General features: G+C 42.4%; 22 protein-coding genes. 17 read left to right on the top strand and 5 right to left on the bottom strand.

What is annotated here, in order from left to right; genetic code table 11:
- Window positions 1–58: 58 nt before the first annotated feature.
- On the bottom strand, window positions 59–1,315 hold the full coding sequence (gene sstT / locus PR761_RS12220; protein WP_006814168.1) for a serine/threonine transporter SstT: 1,257 nt from the start codon (window positions 1,313–1,315) through the stop codon (window positions 59–61).
- A 293-nt stretch (window positions 1,316–1,608) separates the two neighbouring features.
- Window positions 1,609–2,466 carry a hypothetical protein gene (locus tag PR761_RS12215; RefSeq protein ID WP_248696628.1) on the bottom strand — a complete coding sequence of 286 codons (858 nt, stop codon included), beginning with the start codon at window positions 2,464–2,466 and terminating at the stop codon, window positions 1,609–1,611.
- A gap of 275 nt (window positions 2,467–2,741) precedes the next feature.
- Between PR761_RS12215 and PR761_RS12210 the strand changes: the two genes are divergently transcribed.
- Both PR761_RS12210 and PR761_RS12205 read left to right on the top strand, forming a co-directional pair.
- Window positions 2,742–5,369, top strand: a complete 2,628-nt coding sequence (locus PR761_RS12210) for a T6SS effector BTH_I2691 family protein (RefSeq protein WP_154610924.1) — start codon at window positions 2,742–2,744, stop codon at window positions 5,367–5,369.
- Window positions 5,370–5,373: 4 nt separating this feature from the next.
- Window positions 5,374–6,327: a DUF6708 domain-containing protein gene (locus PR761_RS12205; protein WP_230083568.1), complete on the top strand. Its 954-nt coding sequence runs from the start codon at window positions 5,374–5,376 to the stop codon at window positions 6,325–6,327.
- 84 nt (window positions 6,328–6,411) lie between these two features.
- Here PR761_RS12205 and PR761_RS12200 read toward each other — a convergent pair whose 3' ends face one another.
- Window positions 6,412–7,383 (bottom strand): TerC family protein, encoded by a 972-nt coding sequence (locus tag PR761_RS12200; RefSeq protein ID WP_006814176.1) that lies wholly within the window; start codon window positions 7,381–7,383, stop codon window positions 6,412–6,414.
- Between the two features lie 626 nt (window positions 7,384–8,009).
- On the opposite strand from PR761_RS12200, the gene PR761_RS12195 reads away from it, so the two are divergent.
- The 5 genes from PR761_RS12195 to PR761_RS12175 all read left to right on the top strand — a co-directional run bounded on the left by PR761_RS12195 (window position 8,010) and on the right by PR761_RS12175 (window position 10,491).
- Window positions 8,010–8,669, top strand: a complete 660-nt coding sequence (locus PR761_RS12195) for a DedA family protein (RefSeq protein ID WP_006814178.1) — start codon at window positions 8,010–8,012, stop codon at window positions 8,667–8,669.
- Window positions 8,670–8,818: 149 nt separating this feature from the next.
- Window positions 8,819–9,124, top strand: a complete 306-nt coding sequence (locus PR761_RS12190) for a DUF883 family protein (protein ID WP_006814179.1) — start codon at window positions 8,819–8,821, stop codon at window positions 9,122–9,124.
- Between the two features lie 9 nt (window positions 9,125–9,133).
- A complete protein-coding gene (locus PR761_RS12185) occupies window positions 9,134–9,541 on the top strand; it encodes a phage holin family protein (protein WP_006814180.1) in 408 nt (135 codons plus the stop codon).
- Window positions 9,528–9,830: a YqjK-like family protein gene (locus tag PR761_RS12180; protein WP_039854741.1), complete on the top strand. Its 303-nt coding sequence runs from the start codon at window positions 9,528–9,530 to the stop codon at window positions 9,828–9,830. Before PR761_RS12185 ends, PR761_RS12180 begins: the two co-directional genes overlap by 14 nt.
- Before the next feature lie 265 nt (window positions 9,831–10,095).
- Entirely contained in the window at window positions 10,096–10,491 is a 396-nt protein-coding gene (locus PR761_RS12175) for a DoxX family protein (protein ID WP_006814182.1), read from the top strand.
- 343 nt (window positions 10,492–10,834) lie between these two features.
- On the opposite strand, the gene PR761_RS12170 is transcribed toward PR761_RS12175, so the two are convergent.
- Window positions 10,835–11,728, bottom strand: a complete 894-nt coding sequence (locus tag PR761_RS12170; protein WP_006814184.1) for a LysR family transcriptional regulator — start codon at window positions 11,726–11,728, stop codon at window positions 10,835–10,837.
- Window positions 11,729–11,849: 121 nt separating this feature from the next.
- Here PR761_RS12170 and PR761_RS12165 point away from each other — a divergent pair, with 121 nt between their 5' ends.
- The 10 genes from PR761_RS12165 to dagF all read left to right on the top strand — a co-directional run bounded on the left by PR761_RS12165 (window position 11,850) and on the right by dagF (window position 20,670).
- On the top strand, window positions 11,850–12,557 hold the full coding sequence (locus PR761_RS12165; RefSeq protein WP_112837349.1) for a pirin family protein: 708 nt from the start codon (window positions 11,850–11,852) through the stop codon (window positions 12,555–12,557).
- Between the two features lie 188 nt (window positions 12,558–12,745).
- On the top strand, window positions 12,746–14,683 hold the full coding sequence (locus tag PR761_RS12160; protein ID WP_112837350.1) for a BglG family transcription antiterminator: 1,938 nt from the start codon (window positions 12,746–12,748) through the stop codon (window positions 14,681–14,683).
- Between the two features lie 480 nt (window positions 14,684–15,163).
- Window positions 15,164–15,502: a transcriptional antiterminator gene (locus tag PR761_RS12155; RefSeq protein ID WP_006814188.1), complete on the top strand. Its 339-nt coding sequence runs from the start codon at window positions 15,164–15,166 to the stop codon at window positions 15,500–15,502.
- A gap of 32 nt (window positions 15,503–15,534) precedes the next feature.
- On the top strand, window positions 15,535–15,900 hold the full coding sequence (locus PR761_RS12150) for an SFCGS family glycine-rich protein (RefSeq protein WP_006814189.1): 366 nt from the start codon (window positions 15,535–15,537) through the stop codon (window positions 15,898–15,900).
- Window positions 15,900–16,196: a DUF4312 family protein gene (locus PR761_RS12145; RefSeq protein WP_006814190.1), complete on the top strand. Its 297-nt coding sequence runs from the start codon at window positions 15,900–15,902 to the stop codon at window positions 16,194–16,196. The genes PR761_RS12150 and PR761_RS12145 overlap by 1 nt, the downstream gene beginning before the upstream one ends.
- A gap of 26 nt (window positions 16,197–16,222) precedes the next feature.
- Window positions 16,223–17,014: a DUF4311 domain-containing protein gene (locus PR761_RS12140; RefSeq protein ID WP_006814191.1), complete on the top strand. Its 792-nt coding sequence runs from the start codon at window positions 16,223–16,225 to the stop codon at window positions 17,012–17,014.
- Between the two features lie 2 nt (window positions 17,015–17,016).
- The gene (locus tag PR761_RS12135; RefSeq protein ID WP_006814192.1) at window positions 17,017–17,667 is read left to right on the top strand and encodes a DUF4310 family protein; all 651 of its coding nucleotides are present in this window, start codon (window positions 17,017–17,019) and stop codon (window positions 17,665–17,667) included.
- A 25-nt stretch (window positions 17,668–17,692) separates the two neighbouring features.
- Window positions 17,693–18,832 (top strand): amidohydrolase/deacetylase family metallohydrolase, encoded by a 1,140-nt coding sequence (locus PR761_RS12130; RefSeq protein ID WP_154610923.1) that lies wholly within the window; start codon window positions 17,693–17,695, stop codon window positions 18,830–18,832.
- Window positions 18,816–19,928 (top strand): DgaE family pyridoxal phosphate-dependent ammonia lyase, encoded by a 1,113-nt coding sequence (locus PR761_RS12125; RefSeq protein ID WP_115164685.1) that lies wholly within the window; start codon window positions 18,816–18,818, stop codon window positions 19,926–19,928. Before PR761_RS12130 ends, PR761_RS12125 begins: the two co-directional genes overlap by 17 nt.
- A gap of 1 nt (window position 19,929) precedes the next feature.
- Complete coding sequence (dagF, locus tag PR761_RS12120; protein ID WP_112837352.1) at window positions 19,930–20,670, top strand: 2-dehydro-3-deoxy-phosphogluconate aldolase; 741 nt, start codon at window positions 19,930–19,932, stop codon at window positions 20,668–20,670.
- Window positions 20,671–20,748: 78 nt separating this feature from the next.
- On the opposite strand, the gene PR761_RS12115 is transcribed toward dagF, so the two are convergent.
- The gene (locus PR761_RS12115; RefSeq protein WP_407901853.1) at window positions 20,749–21,819 is read right to left on the bottom strand and encodes a 4Fe-4S binding protein; all 1,071 of its coding nucleotides are present in this window, start codon (window positions 21,817–21,819) and stop codon (window positions 20,749–20,751) included.
- Window positions 21,820–21,874 lie beyond the last annotated feature (55 nt).

Here is a 21,874-nt window from a genome sequence, read left to right as displayed (position 1 = left end):
CCCCGCTTGCAGTATTGTCGGCGGGGTTTTTATTTGTCTGTTATTCGCTATTTAATGCTTAATCTTGAGTCTGAGATAACTCAGAATCCGCATTGGCTAAACGGTCATCTTCAGCAATACAGACCGCTGCAGTAAACAGCACATCCGTCGAAGAGTTCAGTGCAGTTTCCGCTGAATCTTGCAGTACCCCAATCATCACGCCGACAGCAACAACCTGCATCGCGATTTCATTAGAGATACCAAACATGTTACACGCCAGTGGGATCAGCAGTAATGAACCACCTGCCACACCGGAAGCACCGCATGCGCACACGGCTGCCACGACGCTTAATAACAGAGCCGTTGGGATATCAACCGGAATACCCAATGTGTGAACTGCCGCCAGCGTTAATACCGTGATCGTAACCGCTGCACCGCCCATGTTGATGGTAGCTCCCAGCGGGATTGATACCGAGTAAGTATCTTCGTGCAAATTCATCCGACGGCACATTCCCATATTCACCGGAATATTTGCCGCAGAACTACGCGTAAAGAAGGCAGTGACGCCGCTTTCACGCAGGCAAGCAAAAACCAGTGGATACGGGTTACGTTTCATTTTCCAGTAAACAATCAGTGGATTAACCACTAACGCCACGATCAGCATACAGCCGATTAATACAGCCAGTACGTGGAAATAGCCTGTTAAGGTTTCGAAACCGGTTGTCGCAATCGTTGAGGAAACTAAACCGAAAATACCTAATGGTGCTAAGCGGATCACGACACGAACTAACTGGGTCACACTCAATGAAAAATCTTGGATCATGGTTTTCGTCGAGTCGCTCGCATGGCGTAATGCAATACCCAGACCGATAGCCCATGCCAAAATCCCAATATAGTTACCTTTGATCAGGGCATCTACAGGGTTTGCAAAGATATTAATCAATAACCCTTTTAAGACTTCAGCAATGTTACCCGGAGGAGTCAGTTGAGTGTCACCCACCGCTAAAATCAGCTTAGAGGGGAACATAAATGAACCGATAACTGCAACAACAGCCGCAAAGAAAGTCCCTAAAATATACAGAACTAAAATTGGACGAATACTGGTTTTTTGCCCTTGGCGATGGTTTGCAATCGATGCCATAACCAGCACCCAAACCAACACTGGAGCCACTGCTTTTAACGCACTGACAAATAAGTCACCCAACAGACCGACGTTTTTCGCTGCGGATGGCCATAACCAAGCAAGTAAAATACCCGCAATTAAGCCAACAAGGATCTGTTTGACCAAACTGCCCTGACTAATCACTCGCCATAACCCTGTTTTATTTGTATCCATGATAGACCTTTATGATTATCTTTTTTAGGAATTAAATGTGTTTGCTGAGCAAGTATAAGGAATATTAATCGCCTGAAAAGGCTATTATTCAAAATATACACAATGATTGCGCATTGATAACATTTAGTTTACATATCTGTGATCGCAATAGAATTTTGTTTCTTATAGTGGAATGCACTCATCCAAAATCAATGATATTTTTCAGAGGGTTAAAATAAAAAAACACTCTGCGAATGGCTAGAGTGTTTTTCTCAATGAGGCTCAATATTGCGAAGAGAAACTTAACGTTTTCGTCAATAGTCCCCAAAATATTCAGCGACTTTTTCCTCATTTACCTTCAAATTTCCTTTCCAACCCGCCCAAGGCATTTCCATATCAGAACGCCCTTTTGTATTGCTAAGTTGGTTTTCTACACTGGTAATATCGCCAAAATCAGTCCAGCTATCGAGGGATAATGGAATGAAAGCATTCGGAATAACGCCAATTAATGCCAGTGAATGCAATATGCCTCGTAGGGTATATTTATCCCCTTTGACCAATTTCGCTTGAGATAAGCGCTTCTCAAATTTTCCCGGCGTTTCATCTTCAGGCGCATTGCGTAATAAATCCAACAGTTGGTTAAAAATTTTTTTGTCTTCATCTGTGGGCACAACCGCTTCAACGGTCAGTAAATGTCGGAGATTCAAATAAGCGTAAGTGGCATTTCCAGTATAGGAATTTCCGTAATATAAACAGTATTGGAAATAGCTGTCATTGATATGAATACGCTTATTATAGTCACTACAAACCCAACAACAGGCATATTGGGGTTTTTCTATATAGGCATGGGCGGGTAACGTATGCAGTTTATGGTAAGCCCCTAATACAGAGCGCCCACGCAGATAACTACCACCCACTCCCGCAACAAAAGCATCCAAACAACGTTGACGTGTTAATGCCGTTTCCTGTTTTAAACTGTGCAGCTTATTAATAATATCTTGGTGATCAGCAAAAGATTCAATGATATTGGCTTGCCAGTGAACCTCGTCTAATACGTCGCGTTCTTTATCAGATAAAGAGTCCAACGGATAAACTGAAACCGCCCGCTCCCCATCATATTGGCTATTTTCGTATTTATACAATTTCCGCAATACCCGCATGACTGATTGCACAGAGCGTCCTTTTATTGAGTTAAGCGCAGTGAATCACTATGACATATAAAGAATAAAACAGAAATAACAGCGACTATAGTTGGTTAATCTTGGAAGGAGTTTTGATATTTAAGTTCTCAGGAACTCGCATTATGAAATAAAAAATCTGGGAATCTTCCTTCAATATATTTTTTATTAAAGAAAAGCATGCGACAGCTATCAATAAATGCTAACTTAACTAAAATTTATCAATTTAATGTTATTTGACTGTTTATATTTCAAGGAGAAGAAATTGTATGGCTCAGCCTGCTAAGCCCGAAGGATGTAGTTTTTGTCAACGTCGTGGGTTGCCTATCTTACCTGTTCGCCCGGCCATTATGTCACAACACGACGTATTGCCTATTATGCCTGATTCGATTCAAGTACCCATTCCTGCTCAAGGTGAAACGGCCTACACATTGCGGCTCATGCGTTCTGGGTATCTTAATATTTGGGATGAACACGCACATGGATGGATTAATTATTTTGTCACTGCTGGAGGCTTTTACTATCCCTTGCCAGAAAGTGGTGATGTACCTGATGACATTGCCACCGGGACAATCAAACCGTGCATTGACCAGCCCGAAGAATTAGCCAAAGCGTCGTTGATTACCTTGCCGGTGATGCCTCAAGGCATGAAAAATGGTCTTTTTTGGTTTGCTTGGTCGGAAGTGAAATGGACCGATAATATTCGTAAACAGTTTGAACAACAAAATCACCGTGAACAGTACATGCAGCCGTTTGATATGGATACGTGGCTCAATAGTCAGTCGGCTGCACAGGCATTACCGTTATCACATTTGGAACAAACCGTTGCAGATTATTCTCAGCACGTCCGACAAAGCCAAATGTGGAAATGGTCACTGTTAATATCCCAGCTTGACCTCCTTGAAGGACTCAAAACCTTAGTTTACCCCATCACCTCGCAATTTAGACCTATCGCTACAGGTCAACAAGTGGAGGCGACAGCGAATCAGGAGCTGCATCCCAATGGGGCTCTCCTTGTCTTACAAGACCCGACTGGGATCTTGAATGATTTACCTACATTAATTGAATATGAGCTAGATAAACATGTTTATCAGCGCCCTGATATTAAGCGGCAAGTCATGCTACTTGGTGCGATTTCAGGTGTCAAAAACAGCATCAGAGACCAATTTCAAGAAAATTACATCACCTCCATATTAGATGAGGCAGCTCTGATTAAGAGTATCGAACGAGATCCCTATGGGTATGGGCGTCGTATCGTAGAGTTGGAGGAAGATGAATTAGACAGTGTATTTATTCAGAATCGCCGAAATATAATCATGGCGAAAACGCAGGCAAATTGGGCTGAATATGAGCAGTACTATAATACTGAGGTCTATGATGCATTCAATCTTCGTTTTCAGAGCATTTTAGAAGAATACAATACCCGTGTTGTCAGCCCACGAATACAATTGTATTTAGATTGGTTTCAGTCACCAACATTAATGCATTATTTTCAGCAACATTTTGATACTCGGGATTTGCTTAGTGGGATTGCCTATACCGCCACCGTTAGCTATTGCATTATAAAAATGTCGGACAAAAAAGGCAGTTTAGACTATTTCTCAGGCTCACTGTTAAAAAGTTTGTCTGACCCCACCAATATTTTAGGGCGAGCATTGGTTTTCAACCAAGATGCCTTAATCAAAAAAATAAACGAGGCAACCCAATCCTCTGTGGATATGCTGTCACTCAATTGGGCGGGATTAGCCGATGCGTTTGCCAAATTAATTGAACCCCACCAAATTACGTCTCAACATATCATGGCTGTGTATCTCGGAAATCTTGCCAGCGCGGTAATGAACACAGTCGACAAAGCCATGAGTTCAGAAAAAATGTACGGCTTTGTGGCAGCTCTCGGAGCCTTCAGTAATAAAGCCATTATCCCTGTGCGTAAAGAAGGCATCTATCGCCACTTTGTTAAAGATGTCGTGAATACATTGGTTCGTCTTAGTGATAATAACCATGAATTAAATGAGAATGAAATTAGAAAGCATGTATACAAGAAACTTGAACGATTGAAGGTCGCTGGATTACCGATGGAGCAGAATCGAATATTAAAATATTGGATTGACATTGATATCAGTGAATTAGATAGAATTAAACTTCTCGCTCCTAAAGATCAAGAAAAAGCCCTCAGTCAGTTGTTGCAGTTACACTCAGAAACGGAGTCTGCCAGCATTGCGCGGATGCGCGCCAGCATGACATCCGGAAAGGGAAAATCTGGGATGGTCATCGGTGCGGGGATAGTATCGGGTATTCTTCAAAGCGTCGCGCTGTTCCATTCGGCAGATTTGGAGAATAAAAAGACTTTGCCGGAAGAAGTTGTTGAAGCTCATAGCCGATTTTATGCCGGATTAGCTGGAATTGTTAGTGCGTCGTTTGGGGTGGTCGAAGAAGGCATGAAGCGTTTTGCAACGTTTGAAAATCTTGCGGAAAAAGTGCTGTTTAGAAACTCCACGGCGTACAAGAATCTGTTTATCGGGATTGGTAAAGGCGCGGGTATTGCTGCTGGGATAGTCTCCGCGGCATTCGATATTTATCATGCAAATGAAGAAAGAAAGAAAAAAAATATTGGTCTTTTTATTGCTTATAGTTTATCTGGAGCATCAGGAATATGGTTAACTGTCATTATTTTTTCGAAGGTGCTGGCGGCGTTTGCGGTATTAACCTTGTTAGCGGTGCTTATCATGATTGGGGCGGCGATTTACATCGCCATCGAAGGACAAAATAAGATCCAAAAATGGTTAGAGCAATGCCTGTGGCGTCAAGTGCCCGCGCATATCCCACAAAGTGAATGGCCAGAGATTTACCCGACCACGGCCATGGAAATAGACGCCTTTGAACGCGCACTAGGATAAAAATATGGATATTTACGGATTATTCCCCCATTTTAAACTCAATCGCCCATTGAATGAGCGTGAACGCACCACACAATTAGACCAAAAAGTACGGCTGGATTTTGAGACTGACCAATTAATGCCTGACTTGAAAGTGATTGAGATAAACTCACATTATTTAGAAACGGTAGATAAATACTATTCGTCAAAAGGCTATTTGAGCTTTATTGCCTCGGCAGGGGCTTTTATGACGATTATTGGTTATTTTTCAATGATAGTAACAACTATTGTCTATCAGCAATATTCATTAGAGGAATGGCTAGCACTTTTATTTGTAGGGGCTATTTTTATCCCTACAGCATTCGGGATGTTGTTTTTATTAAAAAAAGAGTGGTTTGCTTGGACACATTACCCAATCCGATTTGATCGTAAAAACCAACTTGTCCATGCGCATCGTCATGATGGTTCCGTGTTTAGTGCGCGATGGGATGATGTTTTTTTTACCACCGCCGCAATGCATGGCAGTGATTGCTACATTAGCGGCCATGTCCTTGCCGACGATGGCGTGACCATTGTGGATACCTTTTGTTTACCGGCATCCCATAACAGTATCCCCGCCTTAAAAGCCCATTGGGAATTTGTACGTCGGTATATGGAAGAAGGTCCGGAAGGCATGCAATCGCGTATCTCTTTTTGCTTGCCAATAGCTGAGAAAAAAGAAAGCTATGGGTTTAGCTTTTTTTATCTGATGACACTCTATAACGGCGCCCCCATTTTATTGTTGCCTTTTCTTGCCCCACTGGCATTTTTATTCAGCATTCCTCGTTATATTGGCATCCTTACCAGCCGGCGCCCCGTTTGGTCGGATGAGATTCAAGCGCAATGCCGTACAGAAAAAGACGACCCTTATCGGTTGGATGCCTCCATGAACCCTAAAAGTTTGTGGGGCACTTTTTTCGGAAAAACACAAAAACCATGATGAAAAATAAAACACCCAATGAGTTTCATTGGGTGTTTTAAGGTTCAAGGTGGTTAATTCATATCAAAACTCACCACAAAAACATTATTCGTTTATCAGATTTTTTGCTTCGTTGCGCTTATTCACAATCGCATTAATCACTAATGTCAGAATCAGAATAGCAGCAACGGTGCTTAACGAAATTGCTGTTGGAATATGGTAAATATCGATTAGCAGCATCTTCACACCGATAAAGGTCAGAATAATGGCTAAACCATATTTCAGCATCGAGAACTTCTCAGCCACACCTGCTAATAAGAAGTACATTGCACGCAGACCTAAGATAGCAAATAAGTTCGACGTTAAGACAATGAACGGGTCAGTGGTGACAGCAAAAATTGCTGGGATACTGTCTACCGCAAAAATGACGTCACTAATTTCCACTAAAATTAACACTAAAATCAGTGGAGTCGCGAACAATACCCCATTGCGTTTAATGAAAAATTTCTCACCGTGCAGCTCATCCGTCATACGCAGATGCGAGCGAACCCATTTCACCAGTGGCTTATCATTGATCGGGGAATCATCTTCTTTGGCAAACGCCATTTTTATACCCGTGAATAATAAGAACGCACCGAAGACATACAGGATCCAACTAAATTGCGACACTAACCAGCTACCCGCGAAGATCATAATCGTACGCAGCACGATAGCCCCAAGTACACCGTAAACTAATACGCGGCGCTGTAAATTTGCTGGGATTGCAAAATAGCCAAACAACATTAACCAAACAAACACGTTATCGACCGCTAACGCTTTTTCTAACAGGTAGCCTGTTAAGAATGCCATAGTTTGCGTATCGGCAAATTCACGTCCAACCGTGTCATTGAAATACCACCACAAACCACCCGCAAAAATTAGCGATAACGTTACCCACAAGATGCTCCAGCCAGCCGCTTGTTTCATCGACATAGCCTGACCTTTATGTTTTCCTTGCCAAAACATATCGACCAGCAACATAACTAGGATCATGACAGCGAAGCTGCCCCACAAAATTGGATTACCCACAGAGTTCATTTTATACCCTTACCAAACAAAAAAATGACGCAAAAAAACGGCTGATATCCAGAAGACATCAGCCGCTTAAATGTTTTTCCCTCAAGTTATCACTTTTGGTTGTAAACGATGAGCAAACCTCGCCTTCTGGCAAGGTCTCACTTACAACACAGATAACCTAAGATTAGGAATTTGTGGTGCTCGGTTACCGGGTACAATGTGTGTACCGTAATGACGATAATCCGACAGAAGAAGTTACTCCCCTTTGCTATGCGCATACGATAAGGTAATTAGTCTTAAAATGCAATAATTAGCTAACAATGATTTAATACTATTTTTTATTAACTAAACGGAAATTAACTGACTAATTATGGGAATTTCTAACTATCTATAGTGGCATCCACGTATTTTGATTATCTTTAATGGTTTAACAAATGATGAGTAAATTGTAAGAATCCCCCTCAAATTAAATGGATCCTCAAAATAAGCTTAAAATTTGCTGTTTAGTTATTTTTTGTTTTGTTAAAGTGGTCGGGTTTTACACTAACAGTCTGAAGAAACAACTCGTTCATTCAGGCATTTACTTAATCCATTTATCCCTGCCCAACAACAAGTTTGTTGCTGTTATTGCCGTTTAGGAAACATTAATGGAATTAGTTAGAGAACTTTTTTTCGCCCTTTGGCACCAAGATTACGAAACCTTATCTAACCCCTCGTTGATATGGTCCATTTACTTCATGCTTTTTGCTATCCTGCTATTAGAAAACGGGGTCTTACCCGCAGCTTTTCTACCGGGAGATAGCCTACTGATTCTGGTTGGCGTATTAATCGCTAAAGGCACGTTAAGCTACCCCTTAACCATTGTTATTTTAACCGCTGGTGCAAGTATTGGCTGTTGGATTGGTTATATACAGGGGCGCTGGCTAAGTAATACCAAAATAGTTAAAGGATGGTTAGACCATCTTCCTGAGCACTACCATCAACGTGCCTATGGTCTGTTTCACCGCCATGGGCTTGCTGCGTTATTGATTGGTCGCTTCTTAGCGTTCGTTAGAACATTACTCCCAACCATCGCGGGTCTTGCTGGTTTAAAAAATGGTCGTTTTCAGCTATTCAACTGGTTAAGCGGTCTATTATGGGTACTGATTTTAACCGCTATTGGTTATGGGTTTGGTAAAAGTCCTATTTTCCAACAATATGAACACCGAATCATGAATGTCCTGATGCTAATTCCAGTCTGTTTATTAGTATTGGGTCTTGTCGGTAGTATCGCAGTTGTGGTTAAGAAAAAGTTTTCTCGTAAATAAATAACCTTCTCGGATTTTATGCAGGAATAATTTTGTTATTCCTGCCTCCTTCCTTTTCAACTCTCTCAATTACTGATTGCACTTAATTCAAAAAAAGCTATTGTAGGTATTATTACGGCAACTTTTTTCTATTGATAGGAGATTCGACTATGTCATCTAACCATTCATCCGAAGATCTACGTGCAGAACTTAAATCACTCGCAGATTCTCTAGAATCGATGCTTAACACTACCCAAGATAAATCAAAAGAAGAAATTGAAGGCTTAAAGGCCAAAGCGCGTGAAGCCCTTTCCTCTTCAAGAGCAAAATTAGGGCAAGCCAGCGAAAAAATCACCGCGCAAACAAAAGAAATTGCGGGTCAGGCTGATAACTACGTCCACGAAAACCCATGGAAGAGTGTCGGAATCGGTGCCGCTGTCGGTGTTGTTCTTGGCATGTTGCTCTCTAAACGTTAATTGGTCACTATGGAACAGCCATCACCACGTCAAGGACCCGGTAAAAGGGTCCTAGATTCACTGCAAAGAATATTGGGTCTTACCGTGAAAATGGTGGAGACACGTATCCAACTGATTGCGGTTGAACTCGAAGAAGAAAAACTTAACCTTGTTCATTTATTATTATTAGCAGGGCTGACACTTCTATTTACTGCATTTGGTCTGATGTGTCTTATTGGGTTGATTTTTTGGTCCGTGGATCCAATATACCGTTATCAAGCTTTAGCTATCACCACTGGCACCTTGGTGTTACTGGCGATTATCTTTGCTATTTGGACGCTAAAAAAAGCCAAACAATCGACACTGTTAGGGTCAACTCGCGAACAATTACGTAAAGATACTCAAGCGTTAACGGGAGTTGATGATGAGCAAAAGTAAACGCCAATTGCTCGCAGAAAAAAAACTCAGGCTGGTTGCTGATATTGAACAGCAACGAGCCGAGTTATCGGCCAATAAACAAGATTGGTTACAAGCCACTGCCCCTTATGATCGTGCATGGCAAACCTTGATGACATTCCGCCCAATATTTATCGCAGCGACAGGGCTTATTTCGATTATCTCTCTAAGACATCCCAATCGATTTATCTCATTAAGCAAAAAAGCGATTGCGACATGGGGTTTAATTCGCACACTAAAAAGCAGCTTAAATAGCATTAATCAGAAATAGCCTATCCCATCCAGACAAAAATAGTCACTATTTGTCAATTAGATAGAGTTAACTATCTCTATTTACTCTCTTTTTCACGCCTAACTAAACACATTCAATTTTTTTGTCTATCTTTGTTAATAAGCTTAGCTTTTTATTGAATGAGTTAAGCCATAAGATAAGCGCATCAAAGATTTCTAGCCCTTTCGTGCTGAAACTTAGCTTATAACGCGATAATTATCGCAATTAGTTAAAATTTAATGACCGTTTTATCTGGAGAGATTCAATGAAAAATTTAGAAAGTGGAGCTATTTTATTAGCACGTATTTTGATGCCAATTCTGTTTATTGTTGCTGGCTACGGCAAGTTAGGTGATGCCTACGCAGGAACTCAACAATATATGCAAGCGATGGGTGTCCCGGGCTTTTTACTGCCTCTGACCATTTTACTTGAGCTGGGTGGTGGAATTGCAATTTTACTGGGTCTATTAACCCGTACAACCGCAATTTTTACCGCATTATTCACTGCATTAACCGCGCTGCTGTTCCATACGAATTTCAGCGTTGATCCAAACAGTTTGATGTTTATGAAAAACCTGACCATCGCAGGCGGCTATATTCTGTTAGCGGTCACTGGCCCAGGTAAATTCAGTATTGACCATTTATTAAACAAGAAATGGTAATCTCGATTTTTTAGTCACTATCGAGCCAGTAGACATTAGCGTTACCCTCAATTAGACATCTTCATCCTATTTGTCCAATGCCTTTGCACCTCCTCGGAGGTGCTTTTTTTGCTTCCGTTCTCACTTCTGTCTTTGCTTTTGTTTTTACTTTCCCACAATACCAATTCATTCTCATAAATTAGTATTTTTTCGCGACGCCTTCAATAAAGCTATCACGAGTGATCTCTAAATAATTTGTATTGTAGGTAGGCGGTCAGCGAGGATATCTCGGGGAGCATACATAAGTATGTGACTCGAGTAGCCGAGAGCAACCAACACCCCTACAATGCAAAGTATGACGAGATCAAGATCTAAATAATTTAGGGATTTCACGGAGACACCACGACTTCGCCTCCCCCATACTATCGCGACGCCACGCCATAATCATATTCGATTCATGGCTAAATTCCGCCCCCACCACTTTCAGTCGACCTTCTTTAATATCCTGTTCCACCAGCGGGTATGGCATCGTTGCCACGCCTAGCCCGGCAATGAGTGCCTTACGCTTATCTTGAATACTCGATACCGTTAATCGCTGCTGTTTGTCTAACAGTTGCACGGTGATCACTGGGCGCTCACGGGCGGTATCCGCCACGGCAATCCCACGGTATTTCACCCGCGTTGTTTCGGATAGAGGTTCAGGTTCTTGATGGATAGGATGATTTGGGCTCGCCACATAAATATGATTAAGCGTATATAGAACCTTTGAGTTCACTTCCGATGATGAACGAAAATGCATATCAGGGGCGATAACAATATCCGCACGCCCATTTTCTAAACGTTCCCATGCGCCTGCTAGTACTTCAGTAATCAGTGACAACTGAGTTTCTGATTTTTCAGCCAGCTTATCGACAAGGGGAAATAACAATTCGGCAGGCACTAATGCTTCACACACGATAGTTAAGTGGGTTTCCCAACCTTTTGCTAAGGCTTCCGCATCTGAAGTCAGCTTATCCGCGGCTTCAAGGAGCACTCTGCCGCGCTCTAATAGCATGCGCCCTACATTGGTAAATTTAGTGCGATGTCCTGAACGGTCAAACAAAATAACATCAAGCTCTTCTTCTAGCTTCTGCATGGTGTAGCTTAGCGCGGAGGGAACTCGCCCTAATTCCTCAGCCGCTGCGGCAAAACTTCCACGACGATCGATTGCATCCATCACCCGTAATGACTCAAGTGTTAATGCTCTCTCTTTGCTCATGATGTATCTCTTTCAGGAAATTTGAATGAAGGAAACAGATTAACTGGCTAACAATTCAACGTCCAGATATTTATTATGACAATATATTATTACCACTATTTTTGAGTGAGGGTTAACCACTATGATGAAATTAAGATCAGCTAACCATTGTGGAAAAGCAGACTATGGTTGGCTACAAGCTCGCTATACCTTTTCATTTGGTCACTATTTTGATCCTGAGTTGATGGGATTCAAAACATTAAAAGTACTGAATCAAGAAATCATCGCACCGGATAATGCCTTCCAACCACGGGTTTACCCACATGTGGATATTCTGAATATTATTCTGCAAGGGCATGCTGAATACCGTGATAATTTAGGTAATGTCATCAGTGCCAAGCAAGGTGAGTGTGTCAGCTTCTCCCCAAGACCTGATTTGAGCTATAGCGAGCATAATATCTGCTCCAAAACGCCATTAACACGGTTACAACTGTGGTTAAATGCCTGTCCAGAGCAAGAATCATTGCCGCCACAAAAACTGTCATTGTCAGAGCAAGAAAACCGGTTAATCGCCTCTCCAGATGGTGAAGAACAAAGCTTACAACTTCGCCAAAAAATTTGGATCAGCCAAATTTATTTAGCACCTAATCAATCAAAAACTATCTCATTGAGAGGGAAACATGCTTATTTACAGTCTATTTATGGTGGTTTACACGTTATCGGGAAGGAACCAACACTATTAACCATGAATTGTAATGACGGCGTATTTGTTCAAGAAGAAAACCAATTAACCCTAAAATCTGAAAAAGCATTTCGTGGTTTATTGATTGATATAGGTGAGCAATTCTAGGTATCAATATTCCTCACAGGGTGACAGTTAACGGGAGATATACATCAAAATTTGCAAATAAAGCCGCAAATCTAATCATTTATACCTCCTATATACCGATCACCCTGTGTTAGAGTCCAGCCATGAGAGAGTTAAAAACCCCCATTTTTTAACTAAAACTTTTACTTTCTGATTTTAAAGGTGTTCTTGTGGCATTATTCATTCAACAGCGACACAACCAAATTTTTTCGAGAATTCTCAATGAGGTTGTGCCTCAAGATGAATTAGCCAAACTGTTTTCTGTTTCTACGCGAACAATCCGATCTGATATCAATGAAATCAACGAACTAATTGAAGCTCACAGCGCCCATATTGTGTATGAGCGAGGACGTGGCTATCGCTTAAAAATCGAGAATGCAGAGCAATTTTCCGCATTTACTCAGCAGAATGATAACAACAGCAATATTCCCCGTACCAGTAAAGAACGTATTGATGCACTATTGTTGAAACTCCTAATGTTGTCACTGCCAGTTAAACTGGATGATATTGCTGAAGAGTGGTTTGTCAGCCGTAGCACCATTCAACAAGATATGGGCGCGGTGAGGGAACATCTTCACAAATACCAAGTTCAATTAGAAAGTATTCCTCATCAAGGCATTCGTTTGAGTGGCAGTGAATGGGCGATCCGAGCTTGTATGACTGAAGCGCTATGGCGACAATTTATCGAACAAATTACGCCAGACTTAGCAACGTTCCATCCTGATTGCATTGATAATTTGGATTTAACTTATATAGATAAAGTTATTCATAATAGTATGAATCGCTTTGATATTCGTATTAGTAATGAAGGGCATCTGTACTTAGTCTTTAACTGTGCCGTAACCATTTTACGCATTACTCGCGGTCACGAACTTACAGTGAATACCAAAAATGATGCTGTTGAAGAGGTGATTAACAAAGCCTGCGATGAAATTTCTAAAGGACTAATTTACTTTCTGGGAAATGATCTGTCCCATGCAGAACTCAACTTTTTGCATGACCAAATCATTGCCCAACGCATTAATAACCAGGATTCCACCACACAAAAAAGTGGCAGCCACAATGCACTCTCTGAACATATTTTAAATTACATCAATGATCGCTATAACTATGATTTACGCAGTGATGAAAAACTGAAAAAAGATTTAAATACCCACCTTTCCTCACTAATCACGCGGCTTCAGTATCATATTTCCACCCCAAATCCATTGCTATCAGATATAAAACAATATTATCCATTTGCCTACGATGTCACCTTAAGTGCATTAACCAGCGCCAGTAAGCATCTATTACCCTATCCCGTGAATGAAGATGAGTTGGGTTATTTAGCGGTACATATTGGCGTTAGCCTTGAGCGCAACTATGGGGCAGGCTCCATGCGTCAGACTGAGGTTTTGGTCGTGACCGATGCGGGTAACTCAACCTTTCGAGTGGTCGAATCCAAAATTATGCGTGAATTTCCACAGCTTAAATTCAGCCGTGGATTAACCCTGCAAGAATATGAGTCCTTAAGTGAAGTCAGCGAAGATTTTGTTATCACGACGGTACGTATTTCTGAAAAAAATAAACCTGTGATTAAAATCGCGCCATTCCCCACGCCTTACCAGTTGGAGCAAGTCGGCCGCTTAGCCATGGTAGACCAAACTCGCCCATACATTATTGAGCGTTTTTTTGATGAGCGATTTTTTATGGTCATCAACGAAAAAATTAGCCAAGAGGCACTTTTCCAAACGGTATGCAGTAAATTGCAACAAGAAGGTTATGTCACCGCTGAGTTTTATCCCTCATTACAAGAACGTGAATCCATTGTTTCGACGCTGCTTGGCGAAGGGATCGCCCTGCCACATTCATTGGGCTTGTTAGCCAATAAAACCGTCGTTGTCACGATCCTTGCCCCCAAAGGTATTGAGTGGAATAAAGAAACGAAAGAGAATGCGTATGTCATTTTTCTGCTGGCAATCAGTAAAACGGATTACGAGGAAGCCATGGCGATTTATGATTTATTTGTCACTTTTGTCAAAGAAAAAACCACTCGCCGCTTAGTCAACGTCAAAAATTTCAATGAATTTCAAGCTATTGCTAAAGATAGTCTCGCGCGAATTCTTTAGCATAGCGTAGCTTCCACTTTTCCACGGAAAAAAGGAAGTTACGCATCTTTACGTGATCCTAACCACAACTCCATCAATTAGTTTCCCGTCAAAATGCATCCGTTGATGCGTAAATTGACCAAGTGGAAATAGAAATCCAGCGGATATCCGATTTCCACTTTGCTCATTTCCACTTTTCCGTCCTTCCGTGGGTGTCACTTCCATAAATTAAAAATAAAATTAACATATTGAATTTTAAAAATTTTTAATTTATTTATTAGAAAATACTTTATTTACATCCTATCTAAATACGTTATTTTTCCACTTGCCTTCCTTTTAGACCAAAAATCACCCTATTTTCATCTCTCAATATTTCCAGCTTATTTCCACTTTGAAATGGAAATTCACTGTCTGCAAAAACACGTAGGAACCGATTAAGGTATTAGACATAAAGAAACCTCGTCATTTGATTTTTAATATTACTTTGGATTTTAAACAGTTATGAGTGAATCAGTTGTAGTTTTTAAGATGTTAGACGACGACCTTGATATCGATGAGGTCACTCAAAAACTGCTGGCAGTGATTACTGACTGGCTAAAACAGGAGGCGTGCTACACCACCGATGTACAACAACAAATGTTGGAGTCTCATCTAAAAGCCATGGTTGCCAGAGCAAAAACGGGTGAAGCATTACCTGAAGTGGATATCAGTTTATTTGACGAAATATCACCGCATTCTATCGCGTTGGCACAAAGAGTTGTCGACACACTGCCGGGCTTGGCACCTGAAGAGACTTACTTGCTCTCGGTTCACTTTGAAGTTGCCCGTTCTAATGATTAATTTTTAGCAAGATAAAGTTTGGAGAATTCATTATGAAACAAATCGTTATTGTTATCGGCGATCGTTTAGGTAAAGGTCAGAAAGTTGCAGTGGGCGTTGAAACTGCCGGTGGAAAAGCCATTGTAGTTCCCGGTGTTGCAGCAGATATGAAACTGGGCGATGTCATGCATCAAGAACAAGCTGACCTTGGAATTTCATTCTGTGGCAGCGGTGGCGCCGGTGCTATCACCGCTCAAACTAAATATGGCTACAAAGCTCGTTATGGGATGCGCTCTATTGAAGAGGGAGAAACTGCGATTGCAGATGGTTGCAATGTTTTAGGTTTCGGTTTTATGGACAAGGAAGAGTTAGGCGAGCGCTTAGTTAAAGCATTTAATAAAAAATACGGCAACGCTTAATGAAAAAATCTATCGAAACGGTGGTACGGGTGACAGGGCAAGGCGATACCAAGCAAAAAGCCATTGCTGACGCCTTAAATTCGATTCAAAAAACCGTACTTAAAGACAGCACAGACATCATTCTACGGATAGAGCCTCGGGATGTTGAGATTGTTAGTGCTCACTATCAGTCGCGGACAGAAAAATTTCTATTTCTCTTTTTGCCACGTAAACGTGAGCATTTTCGTGTCGTGCTCGACGTTTCACTAGATGTCACCTTACTTTCTGTTAACGAAATTCCATTTACAGAACAATAAAAGCAATCAGGTCTGGAGTTAATTCCATGAGTGAAACTGCATCTTTCTTAGAAATATTGGGCATGTCCCTGATTATCGGCGGTCTCTGCGGCTTTGGTTTAGGCGCAGGGGCGGCACGTATGTTCCATGCCCCCACCATTCAAGGTATGGGCGCATTCCGTACATTAGGTGAATTAAATGCTTGTGAGGGCGATCCTGCATCCCACTTCTCATTCGGCTTAGGATTTTTCTTCAACGCATGGGCATCCTCCGTTGCGGCTGGGGCATTTACCCAAGACGTTGATCACCGCATCATTCCAAACTGGGGTGCGGCAGCGCTGCTTACCAAGAACCGTAGTGTGGCAGACACATTACATAATCCGAAAAAAATGGCGATAGCCTGTGCGATTATCGGGGCCTTTGTAGTCGCTTTCTTAAATACCACGGCATCTGCGGTACCGGCTGCACTGCAAACGACAGCAATTAATGTGTTAGTTCCTGCGGCAAACTTACTGGTTAACACCGTGATGCCAGTTATTTTCTGGTTAGCTGCGATGGATGCCGGTCGCCGTTCAGGCTTCTGGGCAACCCTGTTCGGTGGTTGTGCACAGTTAATTATGGGTAACGCTATTCCAGGTTTGGTACTCGGTATCCTGATCGGGAAAGGCGTTGATGATAATGGCTGGAACCGTATTACGCGTACCATGATGATTACCGTTGTTCTGCTGTTTGTTCTGAGTGGCTTCTTCCGTGAGTTTGACCTGAAGATGATCACCTCCTTCAACCTAGATAAACCATTGTGGCTTGAATACGTCCACGGTCTGCTGAGCGGGAAATAATCATGACAACTGAAATCAACAAACAAGACTTTTGGTACGCAGAGTGGTCTTTCCCCATCTTTGTTGGGCTGCTCTCTTCGGGGATCTTTGCGGGTACCCATATGTACGTGGTTTATGGATTTGGGGCATTTAACGAAGTGGCTTTCGTCGCCATGTTACGTGCAGGTCTGGATACCGGCGTTTATGGCGCAGTTGCCGCATTCGGCGCAAGTTTCTTATTCGCCCGAATCATTGAAGGCTCCCTCGTGGGGATTCTGGATATCGGTGGCGCCCTACAAACGGGGATTGGCTTAGGTGTTCCAGCGCTATTTCTTGCCGCTGGCTGGGATATTTTAGTCACTAACTTTTGGATTTCGTTAATTACTGGATTATTCCTTGGGGTTTTAATCGGCTTAATCATTGTTTTTGCGCGTAAATTCACTATTGCACAAGCCAACTCCACATTTGGTGCCGATGTCATGATGGGTGCCGGTAATACTTCAGGTCGTTTTCTCGGTCCATTGATTATTCTGGCAGCCATGGCGGCCTCGATTCCGATTGGTATCGGCGCTCTGATTGGTGCTCTGATTTTCTATATATGGCAAAAACCCGTAGCGGGTGGCGCGATCCTAGGTGCAATGCTGTTCGGGTATTTCTTCCCGCTCGCCGCCTAATCGTCTGAGAACTAAGAGGGCAGTTATGTATTCTCTGATAATCAAAAATGGTAAACGTATCGATGGCGAGATAATCGATATTCTGATTAAAAACGGCAAAATCGAGGCGGCGGGTCCGGAGTTGGCTCATCACCAGCAAGCTGAGAAAGTGATTGATCTTGAAGGTAAGATTTATGTTAGTGCCGGATGGATTGATTCTCATGCTCACTGTTTTGTCGAATCCCCCATCTACTTCGATGAACCAGATCTTGCAGGCGCTGCGGGCGGAGTTACCTCACTGGTTGATGCTGGAAGTGTCGGTGCCGATGATATCGACAAGTTTTATCAGCTCACCACACAATCTAAAACCAACGTCTTCTCGCTACTGAATATTTCGCGTATTGGCATCATCGCGCAAAACGAACTGTCCGATATGAACAATATTGACGATGTTTGTTTCCAACAAGCCATTGAGCGCCATCCCGGTTTTGTCGTGGGATTAAAAGCTCGCATGAGTAAAAGTGTGGTTGGCGAAAACGGAATTGCCCCGCTGCTCCGTGCCAAAGAGATGCAGAAAAAACACCGTTTACCATTAATGGTACATATTGGAAATAACCCACCAAACATTGATGAAGTCGCAGATTTGCTGACTCGCGGGGATATTATTACCCACTGCTTTAATGGTAAACCCAACAAAATTCTTGGTGACGATGGCTATCTCAAGCCGTCTATCGCTCGCGCGTTAGCGCGTGGCGTGATCCTCGATGTGGGTCATGGCGGTGAAAGTTTTAGCTTTAAAGTCGCTGAACAAGCCATGCGTATTGGAACGTATCCCGACATTATTAGCTCTGATATCTATCACCGTAACCGCGTGAATGGCCCCGTTTATAGCCTCGCATTCGTGATGACTAAATTCTTGTGTATGGGCTTTAGCGCAGAGCAAATCCTACGTTGTGTGACAGAAAAAGCTGCCGACTTACTGGCGCTACCAGCCAAAGGTTATTTGAGACCCGGCTTTGATGCAGACATTACCCTATTTGACCTGAAAGAAGAGCCGACTGAGCTAACGGATGCAGAAGGAGAACGCCGCATTGGAACACAGCGTTTTGTTCCCGTTGCTGCCATTGTCGGTGGAAAACACATTATTCCTGCACAAGGCGAATCTGAACATGAAATCAATTTATGAGAAATATCAGCTAAGACACGTGATTAATGCCTCTGGTCGAATGACAATGTTAGGCGTTTCTACGCCAACGCCTGAAGTGGTTGAACGGGTTGCTTATGGACTGAATCACTATTTTGAAATTAAAGATTTAGTGAATAAAACGGGCGACTATATTGCTGAGTTATTAAACGTCGAATCAGCGGTTGTCGTTTCTTGTGCATCTGCAGGAATTGCTCAGGCAGTTGCCGCAGTCATCGTTAAAGATGACGATGATTTATTACTGAATTTACACTCATCCACCAAATCTGTTCCTCGGGAGATTATTCTACCCAAAGGGCACAATGTTAACTTTGGTGCTCCCGTGGATACCATGGTTGCGCTAGGTGGCGGAAAAGTGATTGAAGCTGGTTTTGCCAACGAATGTAATGCCGCTCAGCTAGCCGCCAAAATCACCCCACAAACGGCGGCTATTTTGTACATCAAATCTCATCATACCGTGCAAAAAAGTATGCTGACCGTTGCCGATGCCGCCCAAGTAGCCCATGCACATCAATTACCGTTGATTGTCGATGCTGCCGCTGAAGAAGATTTAACGACCTATTATCAGGCAGGTGGCGACTTAGTGATTTACAGCGGTGCCAAAGCGATTGAAGGCCCCACCAGCGGTTTAGTGATGGGTAAAAAACAGTATGTAGAGTGGGTAAAACGCCAATCTCAAGGGATTGGTCGTGCCATGAAAGTGGGTAAAGAAGGTATTTTGGGCTTAACACTGGCTATCGAGCAGTATCTAACAGCAACCAAAGAAAGCGGCGCTGAGATGGTTAATCGCATGAGTAAATTCATTGCTGATTTAAATACGATTGCAGGTATTTCAGCCAAAGTGGTTTGGGATGCAGCAGGTCGGGATATTGCCAGAACAGAAATTAGCTTTGATGAAAAATCGATTGGCAAAACGACCTATCAAATTATGGCTGAATTAAAACAAGGAGATACCGCGATTTATTTCCGTGAATACAAAGCCAATGAAGGTAAGGTCGAAGCCGATATTCGTAGCGTCAGTACTGAGCAGCTTGAGGTTATTTCGCAGCAGATTCGTCGATTAGTAGAAGGAATTTAACATGAAGTTGTCACCTAATTTTTACCATGACCGTGTGTGTTTGAATGTCTTAGCGGGAAGCCATCAGAACGCGAAAGATATCTATGCCGCAGCCGAGAGTTTTGTCGTCGTCGGGGTGTTATCCAAAAACTATCCCGATCTTGAAAGCGCGATTGCGGATATGAAAATCTACGCCAAAGAAGTTGATAATGCGCTATCTGTCGGTCTAGGTGCTGGCGATCCAAAACAATCCACTATGGTGTCATTGATCTCTAAAGAGGTTCAGCCACAGCACGTCAACCAAGTATTTACGGGGGCACCGATCAGCCGTGCATTATTGGGTCAAAATGAGACTTTTGTGAATGCGGTGGTATCCCCAACGGGTACAGTGGGTATGGTAAAAATTTCAACGGGTCCATTAAGTTCCCAAGCTCCTGATGGCATCGTTCCCATCGAAACAGCAATTATGATGTTGAAAGATATGGGCGCGGATTCGGTGAAATTTTTCAATATGCAAGGCTTGAAGCATATCGAAGAATATACCGCCATTGCTAAAGCCTGTGCCAAATTCGATTTTTCCTTAGAACCAACCGGCGGCATTGATTTGGATAATTTCACTGAAATTTTGCAAATCGCCCTCGATGCAGGCGTGAAGAAAATCATTCCGCATATTTACAGTTCAATTATCGACTCAGCGACGGGGGATACTCGCCCAGAAGATGTTCGTCAATTATTGGAAATGGTCAAACAAGCGGTTAATTAATCACTATACCGAAGAAAATAGAAGCAAGACCTTTGCCCCACGCATAGCCCAATGCAGTGGGGCTTTTTTCATTACGTACTAATGACCGATCATTTTGGCATTCGGGATAATATGGAACCAATAATTATCGGGTACTGGGCTATCCCAAACGCCTATGTAAGCTGCAACTGCGATAGTGACGAATAAAATACCTAAGGTCAAAATGGCCATCATCATTCCCGATAAGGCTATTTGGCGTTTTTTCGTCGGGGCTTGTAATGAGAAAGCCAATGTTGACGCAACTGGGCAAGATTCAACGCACGTCATGCACCCCGTACATTCTACCGTTCTAACGTTAATTAGCTTATCGACTGGAATTCGTGACGGGCAATTTTTGGCGCACTTACCACAATCAATGCAGCTTTCCACATTACGGCGAATTTTAACGGGTGAGAATAGAGAGAATATCCCCAGCAGAGCACCATATGGACAGAGATAACGGCACCACACGTTACGAATAAACAGGCTAGCGACGACAAGAACAAAAACCGTGATGAGTGAGGCGCTACTAATATAACGAAAGAAATCCAGCATTTTCACGTCGATGATGATCCCATAAGGCGACATCATAAAGTATTGGATCATTTGTGCTGGCATGGATAACGCAATATAGAGGAAGAAGGCTAATAGTAGGTATTTTAATCCTCTTAAGGGGATATCGAGCCATTTAGGGACTTTGATTTGGAAACGAAACAGTTTCTGACCTATTTTTCCTATGTATTCAGATATGGTGCCTATTGGGCACAGCCATGAGCAAAAGGATTTTTTCAGTAATAAACTGATGATAATAAAAGAAGCTAATAGAAACATCGATGCTGCATGGATCGGTGGGAAAGCGCCAGTTTCGAGGGTGTATTTTAAATTCATTAGCCCAGCGATAGGCAGCCACCCTTCTATTCCTCCCGGACGAGGAAGATAAAACGTCGCGCCGCCTGTTTCGTAATAGCGAACCCAGTAATAGAAGGTAATTCCAATATAAATATTGATTGCCAATAACGTTATCTGTACGACTTTTCTCCATGTGGAGGCATTTCGCCAATCATTCCAAGGGAGCTTACCTCCAACCGTACCAGGGCGACGTTGGTATCTTATCAGTGGTTTCTTTATCATAACCGCATATCTCTTTAACATGCATTTTAAATACCATTATTGTATTTGAATATTC

Origin of the sequence: Providencia sp. PROV210, assembly GCF_028479445.1 — a bacterium.
Lineage (GTDB): Bacteria > Pseudomonadota > Gammaproteobacteria > Enterobacterales > Enterobacteriaceae > Providencia > Providencia rustigianii.
Note: the sequence above shows the minus strand (reverse complement) of the source record. Positions and strands in the feature narration are given on the sequence as shown.

What these genes read in the sequence shown, in the direction of transcription:
- sstT (WP_006814168.1), bottom strand. Translation starts at nt 1,315, where the DNA reads ATGGATACAAATAAAACAGGGTTATGGCGAGTGATTAGTCAGGGCAGT.
- PR761_RS12210 (WP_154610924.1), top strand. Translation starts at nt 2,742, where the DNA reads ATGGCTCAGCCTGCTAAGCCCGAAGGATGTAGTTTTTGTCAACGTCGT.
- PR761_RS12205 (WP_230083568.1), top strand. Translation starts at nt 5,374, where the DNA reads ATGGATATTTACGGATTATTCCCCCATTTTAAACTCAATCGCCCATTG.
- PR761_RS12200 (WP_006814176.1), bottom strand. Translation starts at nt 7,383, where the DNA reads ATGAACTCTGTGGGTAATCCAATTTTGTGGGGCAGCTTCGCTGTCATG.
- PR761_RS12195 (WP_006814178.1), top strand. Translation starts at nt 8,010, where the DNA reads ATGGAATTAGTTAGAGAACTTTTTTTCGCCCTTTGGCACCAAGATTAC.
- PR761_RS12190 (WP_006814179.1), top strand. Translation starts at nt 8,819, where the DNA reads ATGTCATCTAACCATTCATCCGAAGATCTACGTGCAGAACTTAAATCA.
- PR761_RS12185 (WP_006814180.1), top strand. Translation starts at nt 9,134, where the DNA reads ATGGAACAGCCATCACCACGTCAAGGACCCGGTAAAAGGGTCCTAGAT.
- PR761_RS12180 (WP_039854741.1), top strand. Translation starts at nt 9,528, where the DNA reads ATGAGCAAAAGTAAACGCCAATTGCTCGCAGAAAAAAAACTCAGGCTG.
- PR761_RS12175 (WP_006814182.1), top strand. Translation starts at nt 10,096, where the DNA reads ATGAAAAATTTAGAAAGTGGAGCTATTTTATTAGCACGTATTTTGATG.
- PR761_RS12170 (WP_006814184.1), bottom strand. Translation starts at nt 11,728, where the DNA reads ATGAGCAAAGAGAGAGCATTAACACTTGAGTCATTACGGGTGATGGAT.
- PR761_RS12165 (WP_112837349.1), top strand. Translation starts at nt 11,850, where the DNA reads ATGATGAAATTAAGATCAGCTAACCATTGTGGAAAAGCAGACTATGGT.
- PR761_RS12155 (WP_006814188.1), top strand. Translation starts at nt 15,164, where the DNA reads ATGAGTGAATCAGTTGTAGTTTTTAAGATGTTAGACGACGACCTTGAT.
- PR761_RS12150 (WP_006814189.1), top strand. Translation starts at nt 15,535, where the DNA reads ATGAAACAAATCGTTATTGTTATCGGCGATCGTTTAGGTAAAGGTCAG.
- PR761_RS12145 (WP_006814190.1), top strand. Translation starts at nt 15,900, where the DNA reads ATGAAAAAATCTATCGAAACGGTGGTACGGGTGACAGGGCAAGGCGAT.
- PR761_RS12140 (WP_006814191.1), top strand. Translation starts at nt 16,223, where the DNA reads ATGAGTGAAACTGCATCTTTCTTAGAAATATTGGGCATGTCCCTGATT.
- PR761_RS12135 (WP_006814192.1), top strand. Translation starts at nt 17,017, where the DNA reads ATGACAACTGAAATCAACAAACAAGACTTTTGGTACGCAGAGTGGTCT.
- PR761_RS12130 (WP_154610923.1), top strand. Translation starts at nt 17,693, where the DNA reads ATGTATTCTCTGATAATCAAAAATGGTAAACGTATCGATGGCGAGATA.
- PR761_RS12125 (WP_115164685.1), top strand. Translation starts at nt 18,816, where the DNA reads ATGAAATCAATTTATGAGAAATATCAGCTAAGACACGTGATTAATGCC.
- dagF (WP_112837352.1), top strand. Translation starts at nt 19,930, where the DNA reads ATGAAGTTGTCACCTAATTTTTACCATGACCGTGTGTGTTTGAATGTC.
- PR761_RS12115 (WP_407901853.1), bottom strand. Translation starts at nt 21,819, where the DNA reads ATGATAAAGAAACCACTGATAAGATACCAACGTCGCCCTGGTACGGTT.